The organism is Burkholderia sp. HI2761 (assembly GCF_002223355.1).
In the GTDB taxonomy this organism is placed as follows: Bacteria; Pseudomonadota; Gammaproteobacteria; order Burkholderiales; family Burkholderiaceae; genus Burkholderia.
Genome location: NZ_NKFN01000007.1, coordinates 2,698,732 through 2,712,681, shown reverse-complemented (window position 1 = coordinate 2,712,681; position 13,950 = coordinate 2,698,732). Strand labels below are relative to the sequence as shown.

Genomic DNA, 13,950 nt, shown 5'->3' with positions numbered 1-13,950 from the left:
TCTCGGCAATCTGCTCGTCGAGCCTCGCCAACCCGTTCCACTGTTCACGCAACGTATCGATCAGCGCTGCCGGCAGGCGCTGCTCGAGCCGGTCAAGCGCGATGGGTATTTCCTGGTCCAGCTTCGCCCGGCCACGGCTCATCACCTCGCCGTACTCCGTCATCAGCCCACGCAATCCGTTGCTCTGCATCGTGCGGAACTTCACCAACTGCTCGCGCATCCGGTGCAGCGCCAGCATCGCCTGCTGCATTTCCGTCTTCACCGCCACTGGCCGGCCCGGCTGCTGCACCGCAAGCCAGATCGCTCGCGCATCCGCTGCATCGTTCTTGTTGCGGATGTTGAATGCCTTCACGAACTCCGCTGGCATCAGCCTGACCTCGTGACCCATTTGCCTTAGTTGTCGAGCCCAGTGGTGCGCACCGCCGCACGCTTCCATCCCGATCAGGCATCGCACACGGTTCGCGAAGTACTCGAGAAACTTCGCCCGTTTGATCGGTTTGTTCACGATTTCTCCAGTTGCCTGATCGACGTAATGCACCTGGAAAACCTGCTTGGCGATATCTACGCCCACGGTCATACTATTCATCGTGGATCCTCCGGTTGCCGGGAAATGCATGCATTTTCCACCTGGGCACTTTGATGCCGTCGGCCCGTGAGGATCCACCCCTTCTTTCTGCTCTCACGGCTCCGGGTGGGACGCGTTCATTTCAATTCTCCTTGAGGGCGACTGCGTGACGCGTCAGTCGGACGCGAGCAGCAGGTCGATGTAATCGTGGGCGAGCTTCAACGCGGCTCGGGTGTCGATCGGGCCGCCGGCGAGCGCGCCGCGCAGCCACAGGCCGTCGATCAGCGCGGCGAGGCCGCTGGCGGCTTCGCGCGCCTGGGTGCGCGGCAATGCCTTCGCGAACTCGGCGCACAGGTTCGAATGGAGGCGCCGCGTATTGACGTGCTGCAGGCGCTTGAGCATCGGGTCGTGCATGCTCTGCGACCAGAACGCGAGCCACGTCTTCATCACGGGCGCGCTGACCTGCGTGACGTCGAAGTTCGCGGCGACGACCGCGCGCAGCCGCGAACGCGGATCCTTGCGTGCGGCGACGCGGCGGCGCGTGGTGGCCGCCCACAGGTCGCGCAGCACGTGCCGCATCGTCGCTTCGAGCAGGCCGTCCTTGTCGCCGAAGTAATGGCTGACGATGCCCGTCGAGATGTTCGCGCGTTGCGCGACCGATGCGAGCGTCGTGCCGGGCAGGCCCGCTTCGTCGATCGAGCGCAACGTGGCGTCGATCAACTGCGCGCGGCGTATCTCCCGCATTCCGACTTTCGGCATCGTGACTCCCTTCGCCCGGTCGGGCCGTCCATGGAAGTCGAGAGCTTAGCGGTTTTTTATTGAACGATCAATCAACAAAAAATCGGGGTCGGACAATAGGCTGCGTTCCAAACGGAAGCGTTCATCACACCCTGGAGCCCATGTGCAAGTGCGGAAAAACGAATTGAAAGAAGGTTAAATAAGTTTAAATCTGTTTAAAACGGTTCGTGGAAATCCGACGCAATGAGGAGGGCTGTTTCTATAACTGATTTCATTACAAATCGAAAGAGTGTCGAAATCTGCAATATTATTCACGATGTGAAATTGTTAAGCCGGATCGTGAAGATGGATAGTTTTGTAAAAACCGTTTCAATCAGCCGATTTAAACCATATAAACCATTGAATATAAATAAGAATGTGTGATTTTTCAACACTGAATCAGGTTGCTCGCAAACGATTGCCACGCTCTTTTTCGAGATTCCGCATACCATAGAAATCAATAAATAAATTTGAATTTGGCGTATTTCCGGCTCGAGTAGAGGGATTTTTGGAATGACTTGAGTAAGTAATATCGACCGTATTAGTATGGCGCCGCACCACGAGGAATGAATGGCACCGCCGGCCATTGCCGCGGTGCGTCGGCAATGCGCGCGTCGACCGACAGCGCACCGGGTCGGCGCCAGCCATTGCGCACTTGCAGCATGCCGCGACGTCGAGACGCCGCATCCACCGGAGAACGACGATGCCGACCGAAAAACACGTGGTCCCGCTGCCGAATGGTCTGAAGGTCTACGTCGAACGGAACGTGTTCGATCCGGCCTTCGACACGGCGATGCTCGTCAACGGCGCGCTCGCGACGACCGCGTCGTTCGGCCAGACCGTCCAGTATCTCGGCGAGCGGATGAACACGATCTGCTTCGACCTGCCGTATGCGGGGCAGTCGCGCCAGCACAACCCCGGCTGCTTCATCCTGACCAAGGACGACGAAGCCGCGATCCTCCAGTACCTGGTCGAGCGCTTCGCGCCGGCGTTCCTCGTGTCGGTGTCGTGGGGCGGCGTCGCGTCGCTGTTCGCGCTCGCGCGCGGTTGCCCGAGCGTGCGGCGCGCGGCGATCTGTTCGTTCTCGCCGTTCCTGAACGATGCAATGGTCGACTACGTGACGCGCGCCCGCGACCACATCGCGGCCGGCGAGAACCTGAAGGCCGCGCAGTTGCTGAACGACACCGTCGGCCGCTATCTGCCGCGCATCATGAAGCTGTACAACTACCGGTATCTCACGCGCCTGCCGCGCGACGAGCAGGACCAGGTCGCGTTCCACGTCGACCAGATCCTGTCGTTGCAGCCCGAGCGCTACTTCAGCGAGTTCTCGAACATCGGCTGCGAGCTGCTGTTCCTGAACGGCGAGCGCGACGAATACACGACGCCGGCCGACGTGCGTCAGCTCGGCGCGCACGTGGCGCGTGCGCGATTCGCGACGGTGCCGGACGCCGGCCATTTCCTCGACATCGAAGGCCGTGCGCAGCGCGAATACACCCGTACCGCGCTGCTCGATTTTTTCTGCGGCGAAGCGTCCGGCGCGAGCGGCATCGCACGTGCCGCCGCGCACGCGTGCATGCCCGCGCCGATACACGCGTTGTCGTCGTGACGTCGTCCGTCGTGCATCGGGCTCGTCCCGCGCATCCGAATTCCCATCCCAACGAGGCAGGCCAGCCGTGAATATCGTTCAGACCATCGCCATCGTCGTTCCGTGGGCCGCGTGGCTCGCGTACTGGATCGCCACGTCGCAGGGCGTCAAGACGACCGTGCGCAAGGAAGCGTCGCGCTCGCGCACGCTGCAGTCGATTCCGCTGATCGTCGGCGGCGCGCTGATCATCCTGCCCGATCCGTCGTGGCAGGCGCTCGCGCCCGACTGGCAGCGCTTCGGGCTGCAGGCACAGTGCGGGCTCGCGGTGCTGGTGGCCGGCCTGCTGTTCTCGGTGTGGGCGCGGCTGCATCTGGGCACGAACTGGAGCGTATCGGTCACGCTGAAGGAAGATCACGAACTCGTGCGCACGGGGCCGTATGCGCTCGTGCGTCACCCGATCTACACCGGCTGCCTGATCGCGCTGGTCGGCGCCGCACTGATCGGCGGCGAATGGCGCGGCGCGATCGGCGTGCTGCTCGTGTTCGCGTCGCTCGCGTACAAGGTGCGCGTCGAGGAGAACTGGCTGACCGGATACTTCGGGCCGGCCTATGCGCAGTATCGCCGCGAAGTGGCGGCGCTGATCCCCGGCTTTTACTGACCTCCGCGAGGCGCGCGATGGCGAAGATGATCGTGACCGCGATCGGTTCGGCGGGCGACGTGCATCCGATGCTCGGTATCGCGCGCACGCTCGCGGCGCGCGGTCACGAGGTCGTGTTCTGCACGCACGCGCCGTTCGAGGCGGCCGTGCGCCGCTGCGGGTTCGCGTTCGTGCCGGTCGGCACCGCGGCCGACTACGACGCGGCGATGGCGAATCCGGCGCTGTGGGATCCGCGCACGTCGTTCCGCACGCTGTGGCAGGTGATCGCGCCGACGCTGCGCCCGCATTACGACGCGCTGCGCGCGCTGGCCGATGCCGACACGGTGCTGGTCGGCACGCTGTGGGCATTTTCCGCGCGCTTCATGCAGGAACTGCACGGCACGCCGTACGTGTCGGTGCAGGTGTCGCCGTCGACGCTGCTGTCCGCGCATGCGCCGCCGACCCACCCGCGCCTGACGATTCCCGCCCGCTGGCCGTTGCCGGTGAAGTCGGCGCTGATGACGCTGATCGAGCGGCAGGTGCTCGACCGCGTGTGCGGTCCGGCGCTCGACGCGGTGCGCCGCGAGCTCGGGCTCGCGCCCGCGCGGCGCGTGCTCGGCCGCTGGCTGCATTCGACCGACGGCGTGCTGTGCCTGTTTCCCCGCTGGTTCGCGCCGCCGCAGCCCGACTGGCCGTCGAACCATCTGCAAAGCGGTTTTCCGTTGTTCAACGATATCGCGACACCCGACGACGATGTGGCACTCGATGCGTTTCTCGCGGCCGGCGAGCCCCCGGTCGTGTTCACGGCCGGTTCGACGCTCATCGATCACGCGGCCTATGCGCGCGCGGCGGCGGACGCGCTGCGCGCGACCGGCGCGCGCGGGATCCTGCTGACGCCGCACGACGCGGCGCAGGACGGCGACCGGCTGCTCATGCGCCGTTTCGTGCCGATGCGCACGCTGCTGCCGCGTTGCCGTGCGCTCGTGCATCACGGCGGAATCGGCACGGCGGCGCTCGCGTGCGAAGCCGGCATCGTGCAGGTCGTCACGCCGTTCGCGCACGACCAGTTCGACAACGCGCAACGCGTCGTCGCGAACGGCTGCGGCGTGCGGGTCGACGGCCCGCTCGACGGCGTGCGGCTCGGGGCGGCGCTCGCGCGCGCGCTCGACGAACCCGCGTTCGCGCTACATGCGCAGCGTACGCGCGCGCTGCTCGCGGCCGCGCCGGACGGCTGCGGCGCGGCCGCCGATTTCATCGAACGATTCATGCCCAGGCGCGGGCGGACGGCCGCGCGGGCCGATGTCGCGGTGGCCGGCGCATGAGCACCGCATCGCCGCTTCACGACGGGCCCGTCGCGCCGTCCGCGTTCGACGTGCCGGCGCCCGTGCCGGCCGCGCAGCCGGTACGCGGCATCCGGCTCGCGCTGCTGACGTTCGCGCTGTCGCTCGCGACCTTCATCGAAGTGCTGGACTCGACCGTGACGAACGTCGCGGTGCCGGCGATCTCCGGCAGCCTCGGCGTATCGAACAGCCAGGGCACGTGGGTGATCAGTTCCTATTCGGTCGCGGCCGCGATCGCGGTGCCGCTGACCGGCTGGCTCGCACGGCGCGTCGGCGAGCTGCGGCTGTTCGTCGGCGCGGTGCTGCTGTTTACGCTGACGTCGCTGCTGTGCGGGCTCGCGCGCGACCTGCACGTGCTCGTGATCTGCCGTGCGCTGCAGGGATTGTGTTCGGGGCCGATGGTGCCGCTGTCGCAGACGATCCTGCTGCGCACCTTTCCGCCCGACAAACGCACGATCGCACTCGCGCTGTGGGCGATGACGGTGCTGCTCGCGCCGATCTTCGGGCCGGTGGTCGGCGGCTGGATCGTCGACAACTTCTCGTGGCCGTGGATCTTCCTGATCAATTTGCCGATCGGGCTGTTCTCGTTCGCGGTGTGCACCGCGATGCTGCGCCCCGACGCGCAGCGCGGCGCGGCCGGCCCGATCGACGTGCCGGGCATCGTGCTGCTCGTGATTGGCGTCGGCTCGCTCCAGGCGATGCTCGATCTCGGCCACGACCGCGGCTGGTTCGATTCGCCGCTGATCGTCACGCTCGCGGTGGTCGCGGCACTCGCGATCGTGTCGCTGCTGATCTGGGAAGCGGGCGAAGCGCATCCCGTGGTCGATCTGAGCCTGTTTCGCGACCGCACGTTCTCGTTCTGCGTGCTGATCATCTCGCTCGGGATGATGAGCTTCTCCGTGGTCGGCGTCGTGTTTCCGCTGTGGATGCAGGCCGTGATGGGCTACAACGCGTTTCATGCGGGGCTCGCGACCGCGTCGCTCGGCGTGCTCGCGCTCGTGTTCTCGATCCTCGTCGGGCTGCATGCGCACCGCTTCGACGCGCGCGTGCTCGCGACGTTCGGCTTCCTCGTCTTCGCGGCCGTGCTCGCATGGGACGCGCATTTCACGCTGAAGATGACGTTCGCGCAGATCGCCGCGCCGGGGCTGATCCAGGGGATCGGGCTGCCGTGCTTCTTCATTCCGCTGACTGCCGCGACGCTGTCGCGCATTCCGGACGACCGGCTCGCTGCCGCGTCGAGCCTGTCGAATTTCCTGCGCACGCTGTCGGCCGCATTCGGCACCGCGATGAGCGTGACGCTGTGGGACAACCGCGCAACCTATCACTACGACGTCGTGTCGCAATCGGTCACGCATGCATCGACGAACACGCAACGCTTCGTGCACGCGCTGAACGCGATGGGCGTGGACGGCGTGCGCGAACTGACGACGCTGCATCAGGTCGTGATGCAGCAGGCCTACATGATGGCGACCAACGACATGTTCTGGATGGCGAGCATGACGTGTCTCGCGCTCGCGGCGATGATGTGGCTGACGCGGCCCAGGCGCGGCGCGGCAGCATCGTTCGGGCATTGAGGAGCGGACCATGACGACACTCGGCGCACTCGTGATCCTGTATCACCCGAGCGACGCGCAGCTCGACGCGCTGCGCGGATGGCGGCACGCGTGCGACGCGCTGCTCGTCGTCGACAACACGCCGCAGCCCGATGAGCGGGCCCGCGCGCTGTGCGCGCGCGAAGGCATCGTGTTGCTGCATCACGGCAATCGCGGCGGTATCGCGGGCGCGTACAACGCGGGGCTCGCGGCGCTGTTTCGCGACCGCGTCGACGCGGTCGCGCTGTTCGACCAGGATTCGTCGGTGCCGGCCGCGTATTTCCCGACGATGCGCGAGGTCTGCGCGGGACGCGCGGGGCACGCGTTCCTCGCAGGCCCGCGCATCTTCGACGAGAACGCGCGCACCTTCCTGCCCGAACTCGCGACGAACGGCATCGGCTTGCGCCGCCTGCGCATCGAACCGGGCACGCCGATGCAGCGCTGCGCCTTCCTGATCTCGTCGGGCTGCGTCGTGTCGCGCGAAGCGTTCGACGTGCTCGGCCGTTTCGACGAGACGCTGTTCATCGATCACGTCGACACCGAATACAGTTTCCGCGCACTGTCGCGCAACGTGCCGCTCTATGTCGTGCCGTCGCTGGTGCTGCCGCACCGGATCGGCGCGAAACGGCGGCATGCGATCGGCCCTTTTGAAATGACCTCGATGAATCATTCGTGGCAGCGGCGCTACTACAGCGCGCGCAATGCGGTGCAGCTCGGCATGCAGTACGGGCTGCGCTTTCCGGTGGCGCTCGTGCCGAACCTGCTGACCGTGTGGCAGATCGTGCAGATCGCGCTCGTCGAGCGCGACAAGCGCGCGAAGCTGGCCGGCATCCTGTTCGGCGTCGCGGATGGCCTGTTCGGCCGGCTCGGCCCGCTCGAGCGCACGCGGCCGCGTCTGGCCGCGCGCACGCAGAGCATTCGACAGGGGTGACGATGCGGCGGATGAAACAAGCGGCGGGTTCAGCGCGTGGCGTCAAGGGCGGCTGGTTGATCGCGGCGGCCGCGGCAATGCTCGCACTGGGCGGATGCGTGCCGTCGGGTTTCCTGCCGGAGCTGTCGCTGCGCGCGCCGGCCGACGATGCGCTCGCGCATACCGTCGGCCCGGGCGCGAACGGCGCGTGGCCGGCGCCCGACTGGGTGAAGCAGCTCCAGGATCCGCAACTCGACGACCTGGTCGCCGAGGCGTCGCGGAACAGCCCCGATGTGCAGGTCGCGCAGGCGCGCCTGCGGATCGTGCAGGCGCAGCTTCAACAGTTCGATTCGCTGACCGGTCTGACGGGCACGGCCGGCGCGACGATCAGCCGCGCACGGATGCCGAAGCCCGGCGACATCGCCGACGTCACGGCCGGCGGCTATCGCGTGCCGGTGCAGATTTTCGGCGATCCGAACGTGTCGCCGTCGTCGATCTTCGTCGGTCTGAACTACCAGCTCGACCTGTGGGGCAAGAACCGCGCCGCGACCAAGAGCCTGATGTCGTTGCGCGACGCGGCCGGCGTGGAGGCCGAGCAGGTCCGGCTGACGCTCGCCGTCGCGATCGTCACCGTGTATTGCCAGCTCGACCAGGCGTACGCGGTACGCGACCTGTTGCAGCAGAAACTGAAGATCAGCCAGCGCGTGACGGCCGTGCTGCGCGAGCGCACCGCGCGCGGCCTCGACAACGCGTACGACGCGAGCGATGCGTCGATCAAGCGCAGCCGCCTGCTCGAACAGATCGCGCTGAACGACGAGCAGATCAAGCTCGCGCAACTGCAACTCGGCGTGCTGTCGGGCCGCGGCCCGGAGCGCGGGCTCGCGCTGCAGCGGCCGCGCGTCGGCGCGTTCGCGGGCGGCGCGGTGCCCGCCCGGCTGCCGGCCGATCTTCTTGGCCGTCGGCCCGACATCGTCGCCGCGCGGCTGCGGGTCGAAGCCGCGTTCGCGAATGCCGACTCGACGCGCGCGCAGTTCTACCCGGACGTGAACCTCGTCGCGCTCGGCGGCGTGTTCGCGTTGACGCCCGCGTCGCTGTTCTCTCGCGATTCGCTCGCCGGCTCCGTCGGCCCGGCGATTTCGCTGCCGATCTTCGATCGCGGCCGGCTGAAGGCGAAGCTCGGCGCCGATGTGGCGCAGGCCGACGTCGCGATCGGGCTGTACAACAAGACCGTCGACGATGCGCTCGGGCAGGTCGCGCAACTCGTCACGTCGCTGCAGACGTCGCAGACGCTCGTCGCACAGCAGCAGGACGCGGTCGCGGCCGCGCAGAAGATCGTGCAGATCGCGGCGGATCGGCATCGACGCGGCGTGCTGATGCAGAAGGACGTCGATGTCGCGGATCTCACGCTGATCGACGAGCGCGCGCAGATGATCGCGTTGCTCGGCAAGCAGCGGACGTTGCGCGTGGGGCTGATCGGCGCGCTGGGCGGCGGGTTCGATGCGGGCGCAACGATGGCGCAGGCGCAGACGCCACCCGTGCATCGAGCGCGCGGCGGGGCGGCCAGGCGCGGGGCGGCGGCTGCCGTGGCCGCGAATCGCGCGGCGGTGGCCGGCCCGTCGAACGGCTCGCCTGCGGAAAGCACTGCAATGTCGCCGGCGGCCGCCACGACGATCGCGCCCGCGCGTGAATCCGCACGGCGCGACGACACGGCGCGCCCGTCGACGATCGGCGCGACCCAACCCGACGCGTCGCCTCGCGGCACGCCCGTTCTCGCGCACACGGCCTCGGCGATCCCGACGCGGGGCGCGTCGCCGATGCCCGCGATTCCCGTCTTCCAGCACGATCGTCTGATCGTTACGCAAAGCGACTGATGCACCACGACAACCTTCATTCCGCCGCACCGCCGGCCGCACTGAAAGACCCGGCAATCGATGCACGCCGCGCGACGCGCCGCAAGCGCTTCACCGTGTTCTTCGCGATCGTGCTGCTGGCCGCGATCGCGTGGACCGCATATTGGTTGTTGAGCGACCGCTATGACGAAGACACCGACGACGCGTACGTCGCGGGCAGCATCGTGCAGGTCGCCGCGCAGATCCCGGGCGCCGTGACCGACGTGGTGGTCGCCGATACGCAGGCCGTGCGCGCCGGACAGACGCTCGTGCGGCTCGACGACACCGAGGCGTCGGTCGCGTTCGCGCAGGCGAAGGCGCAGCTCGCACAGGCCGTGCGCCAGGTCGCGAACGCGAGGATTTCGAACACGATGTACGTCGAGGCCGTGAATGCGCGGCGCGCCGACCTGTCGCTGGCGCAGCGCGCGCTCGCCGCGCGTTCGGGCGCGTCGGTCGAGATCGTCGCGCCGGAAGAACTGGCGCGGGCCCGTGCGGCCGTGGCCGGCGCGCAGGCGAACCTCGCGGCCGCGCAGGCGCAACTCGATGCGGCGCGCGCGCTCGGCGGCAAGCTGCCCATCGACGAAAGCCCGGCCGTCGTGCAGGCGGCCGCGCAGTTCAAGCTCGCGTACCGGAACCTGAAGCGCACGACGATCGTCGCGCCCGTCGACGGCACCATCGGGCAGCGCTCGGTGCAGGTCGGCCAGCAGGTCGGGCCCGGCGTGCCGCTGATGTCGATCGTGCAGCTCGACCGGCTGTGGGTCGAGGCGAATTTCAAGGAAGGGCAGATTCGCCACATGCGCGTCGGGCAGCCGGTCGAGGTCGTGTCGGATCTCTACGGCTCGCGCATCGCCTATCGCGGCCGCGTGCAGGGCTTCTCGGCGGGCACGGGCAGCGCGTTCTCGATGTTGCCGTCGCAGAACGCGGCCGGCAACTGGATCAAGGTCGTGCAGCGCGTGCCGGTCGTGATCGCGATCGATCCGCGCGATCTCGCCGCGCATCCGCTGCGCGTCGGGCTGTCGATGCGCGCGACGGTCGACACGCATGACCGCAATGGCCACGCACTCGACAGCGAGCCGCCGACGCCGGCCGTCGGTACGCGCGTGCACGACGGCGTCGCGAGCGATGCGGAAGCGGCTGCCGCCGCGATCATCCGCGAAAATCAGGGCGGGTAGCGCCTGCCGTCGCGCCAAGGGCCGGCCGCCAAGGGCGGTCCGACCCCGGTGCATCTCGCCTGCGGGGCGTCCCGTCGTTTCTCGTCCGACCTTCGTATTTCCGCCATCGATGTCGGCGCCGATCAAACGTATGTCGCGTTTGAGACATCGGCGCCCCTGCCTCCGGGACTACTCTCGAACAGCACGTTGCGCGTGCGCCGCAAGAGTCGGCGCGCCGCGGCGCCATCCAACGAGACATGGAGACAATACGATGAGCAGCAATCGAGGTGTCGTCTATCTTGGACCGGGCCAGGTCGAAGTCCAGAAAATCGATTATCCGAAGATGGTCGACCCGAGCGGCCGCGCGATCGGCCACGGCGTGATCCTGAAAGTGGTCAGCACGAACATCTGCGGCTCCGACCAGCACATGGTGCGCGGCCGTACGACCGCGCCGGTCGGCCTCGTGCTCGGTCACGAGATCACCGGCGAAGTGGTCGAAGTGGGCCGCGACGTCGAGACGCTGAAGATCGGCGATCTCGTGTCGGTGCCGTTCAACGTCGCGTGCGGCCGCTGCGCGATGTGCAAGGACACGCATACGGGCGTATGCCTGAACGTGAACCCGTCGCGTGCCGGCGGCGCGTACGGCTACGTCGACATGGGCGGCTGGATCGGCGGCCAGGCCGAGTACGTGCTCGTGCCGTATGCCGATTTCAACCTGCTGAAATTCCCGGATCGCGACCAGGCGATGGCGAAGATCCGCGATCTGACCTGCCTGTCCGACATTCTGCCGACCGGTTATCACGGCGCGGTCAGCGCCGGCGTGAAGCCCGGTTCGACGGTCTACATCGCGGGCGCGGGCCCGGTCGGGATGGCGGCGGCCGCATCGGCGCGCCTGCTCGGCGCGGCCGTGACGATCGTCGGCGACATGAACGCGGAGCGCCTCGCGCACGCACGGGCGATGGGATTCGAGACGGTCGACCTGTCGAAGGACGCGTCGCTCGGCGAGCAGATCGAGCAGATTCTCGGCGTGCCGGAGATCGACTGCGCGGTCGACTGCGTCGGCTTCGAGGCGCACGGCCACGGCTCGTCGGGCCATTCGGAGGAAGCACCCGCGACGGTGCTGAACTCGCTGATGGAAATCACGCGCCCGGCCGGCGCGATCGGCATCCCGGGCCTGTACGTGACGGACGATCCGGGCGCGAAGGACAAGGCCGCGCAGCACGGCAGCCTGAGCATCCGCTTCGGCCTCGGCTGGGCGAAGTCGCATTCGTTCTTCACGGGCCAGACGCCGGTGCTGAAGTACAACCGCAACCTGATGCAGGCGATCCTGTTCGACCGGCTGCCGATCGCGAAGATCGTCAACGTCGAAGTGATCTCGCTCGACCAGGCGCCGGAAGGCTACAAGAAGTTCGACGGCGGCGCGCCGCGCAAATTCGTCATCGACCCGCACGGGTTGCTGGCGGCGTGATGCGCTAGCGTTCGACACGCGCGGCACGAAGCGGGCGGTTCCGGAAACGGGCCGCCCGTTTTCGTTGCGGGAGCGACGGCGGGGCAGGGCAACGCGGCGAACCCCGATCCCGGCCGCGCGCGATTGCTGCGATAATCATCGCCCGTTCCCGAACCCTCCACCGCCGTGAGGCGGCGATCCCGGATGGCCAAGTCACTTCCCCTCGCCGCGTTGCACACGTTCGTCGAAGTGGCGCGTTGCGGCAGCATGAAGCAGGCGGCCGACCTGCTCTGCATTTCGCCGGGCGCCGTCAGCCAGCACGTCCGCAATCTCGAGGATCGCCTCGCCGTGCGGCTGTTCGAGCGCACCGGCCGTGAACTCGAGCTGACCGGCACCGGCCGCGCGCTGTTCGACCAGCTCGCCGGCGGCTTCAACGAGATCGAGGCCGCGTGGTCGAACGTGCACGGCGCGAACCGGCGCATCGTCCGCCTCGCGGTGACGACCACCGCGTCGTTCGCGAACACGTGGCTCGTGCAGCGGCTCGGCTCGTTCAACGCCGCGTACCCCGAAATCGAAATCACCGTCGAGACGCGCGCGCAACTGGTCGATCTGCGCCGCGACTACGTCGACGTCGCGATCCGGCACGGCCTCGGCCGCTATCCCGGGCACGCGTCGTTCCGCATCTGGACGCCGGAACTGTGGCCCGTGTGCAGCCCGCGGCTGCTCGATCCCGCGCGCCCGATCGACGCGCCCGCCGACTGCCTGTCGTACCCGCTGCTGCAGGACGCCGACCGCGCCGACTGGGTGCTGTGGCTGCGCGCGCAGGACATCGAGGATGCGCGTGCGCCGCGCGGCGCGAGCTTCAGCGAGGATGCGTTGCTGATCAAGGCCGCGGCCGCCGGCCAGGGCATCGCGCTGGTGCGCGACATCTACGCGCGCGACGAAGTCGCGGCCGGGCGGCTGGTTCGCGTGCTCGCGCGGCCCTGGCCGACCGAACTGTCTTATTACGTCGTGTGCAGCGAAGCGCGCCGGCACGAGTGGAAGATCGCCGCGTTCCGCGACTGGCTGGCCCGGGAGATCGGCGGTGAGGCTCGCGATTCGCCCGATCTACTGGCGTGACCCGCGCACCGCGGCCGTGGCGAAACCCTTGAGCTTGCCGGTCGCGAGCGCGGTGCCGAGCAGGATGATCGCGCACCCGGCGAGCGTCTGCACGGTGATCGTCTCGTGCAGGAAGATCGCGCCCCACACCACGCCGAACACCGGAATCAGGAACGTGACCGACGCCGCGTATTGCGCGCCCGCGCTGCGGAGCAGCCCGAAATACAGCAGGTAGGCCACTGCCGTGCAGATCGCGCCGAGCAGCACCACCGCGATCCACGCGGACGCGTGCACGGGGCCCTGCGGCCACATCGGCAGCGCGAGCGGCACGAGTGCGACGGCCGCGAACAACTGGCTGCCGAACGCCGATACGAACGGCCGCACGTTCGCGAGCTTGCGCTTCGAGTAGTGCGCGGCGAACCCGTACGACAGTGTCGCGAGCATCGCGGCGGCGATGGCGCCCGGCGCGCCGGGCGTGCCGGCGCCGAGCGCCGAGCCGGCGAGCACGACGACGCCGGCGAAGCCCAGCGCGAGGCCGACTGCCTGCGGTTTCGTCAGCGGCGTGCGCAGCCACACGTACGCGACGATCGCGGTCCATAGCGGCGTCGTCGCATTCAGGATCGAATCGGTGCCGGCCGTCACGAACAGGGCCGCGTACGTCAGCAGGCAGAACGGCAGCGCCGAGTTCGCGATGCCGACGACGAACAGCGGTACGACATGCGCGCGGAATTCCTGCCGCGCCTGCGCGTTGCGCAGCACCGGCGACAACAGCACCGCCGCGATCGCGACACGCAGCGCGATCAGCGGGATGACGCCGAATTCCGGCGCACCCATGCGCATGAACAGGAAGGACGCGCCCCAGATGGCAGCCAGGGTCACGAGCTGCAGTGCATTCATCGACAGACTCCGTTCGGTGGATCGGCGAGCGGCCGGCGGGCGAGACGCGCCGGCGCGGGGGA

General features: G+C 68.0%; 12 protein-coding genes. 9 read left to right on the top strand and 3 right to left on the bottom strand.

Translation table 11 applies throughout. The features are described from left to right. Positions 1-586, bottom strand: a 586-nt coding sequence (locus CFB46_RS29910; RefSeq protein ID WP_143751679.1) for an IS110 family transposase, incomplete at its 3' end; no start/stop codon positions are given. 153 nt (positions 587-739) lie between these two features. Beyond that, complete coding sequence (betI, locus tag CFB46_RS29905) at positions 740-1,324, bottom strand: transcriptional regulator BetI (RefSeq protein ID WP_089502228.1); 585 nt, start codon at positions 1,322-1,324, stop codon at positions 740-742. A gap of 721 nt (positions 1,325-2,045) precedes the next feature. On the opposite strand from betI, the gene CFB46_RS29895 reads away from it, so the two are divergent. The 9 genes from CFB46_RS29895 to CFB46_RS29850 all read left to right on the top strand — a co-directional run bounded on the left by CFB46_RS29895 (position 2,046) and on the right by CFB46_RS29850 (position 13,012). Continuing rightward, positions 2,046-2,948 (top strand): alpha/beta fold hydrolase, encoded by a 903-nt coding sequence (locus tag CFB46_RS29895; protein ID WP_089502226.1) that lies wholly within the window; start codon positions 2,046-2,048, stop codon positions 2,946-2,948. Positions 2,949-3,015: 67 nt separating this feature from the next. Then, positions 3,016-3,585, top strand: coding sequence for a methyltransferase family protein (locus CFB46_RS29890; protein ID WP_027781337.1), 570 nt, complete (start codon positions 3,016-3,018; stop codon positions 3,583-3,585). Between the two features lie 17 nt (positions 3,586-3,602). Then, positions 3,603-4,886, top strand: a complete 1,284-nt coding sequence (locus CFB46_RS29885; RefSeq protein WP_089502225.1) for a glycosyltransferase — start codon at positions 3,603-3,605, stop codon at positions 4,884-4,886. Further along, the gene (locus tag CFB46_RS29880; protein WP_089502224.1) at positions 4,883-6,478 is read left to right on the top strand and encodes a DHA2 family efflux MFS transporter permease subunit; all 1,596 of its coding nucleotides are present in this window, start codon (positions 4,883-4,885) and stop codon (positions 6,476-6,478) included. Before CFB46_RS29885 ends, CFB46_RS29880 begins: the two co-directional genes overlap by 4 nt. A gap of 10 nt (positions 6,479-6,488) precedes the next feature. Continuing rightward, entirely contained in the window at positions 6,489-7,427 is a 939-nt protein-coding gene (locus CFB46_RS29875) for a glycosyltransferase family 2 protein (protein ID WP_089502223.1), read from the top strand. An 11-nt stretch (positions 7,428-7,438) separates the two neighbouring features. Further along, a complete protein-coding gene (locus tag CFB46_RS29870) occupies positions 7,439-9,277 on the top strand; it encodes an efflux transporter outer membrane subunit (protein WP_089502419.1) in 1,839 nt (612 codons plus the stop codon). After that, positions 9,277-10,467 (top strand): HlyD family secretion protein, encoded by a 1,191-nt coding sequence (locus CFB46_RS29865; protein WP_089502222.1) that lies wholly within the window; start codon positions 9,277-9,279, stop codon positions 10,465-10,467. Before CFB46_RS29870 ends, CFB46_RS29865 begins: the two co-directional genes overlap by 1 nt. 250 nt (positions 10,468-10,717) lie before the next feature. After that, entirely contained in the window at positions 10,718-11,914 is a 1,197-nt protein-coding gene (fdhA, locus tag CFB46_RS29855) for a formaldehyde dehydrogenase, glutathione-independent (protein WP_027781331.1), read from the top strand. A 183-nt stretch (positions 11,915-12,097) separates the two neighbouring features. Next, positions 12,098-13,012: a LysR substrate-binding domain-containing protein gene (locus CFB46_RS29850; protein ID WP_089502220.1), complete on the top strand. Its 915-nt coding sequence runs from the start codon at positions 12,098-12,100 to the stop codon at positions 13,010-13,012. Here the strand turns inward: CFB46_RS29850 and CFB46_RS29845 are convergent. Next, complete coding sequence (locus CFB46_RS29845; protein ID WP_027781329.1) at positions 13,001-13,888, bottom strand: DMT family transporter; 888 nt, start codon at positions 13,886-13,888, stop codon at positions 13,001-13,003. The two genes, CFB46_RS29850 and CFB46_RS29845, sit on opposite strands and share 12 nt — an antisense overlap. Between the last annotated feature and the right edge of the window lie 62 nt (positions 13,889-13,950).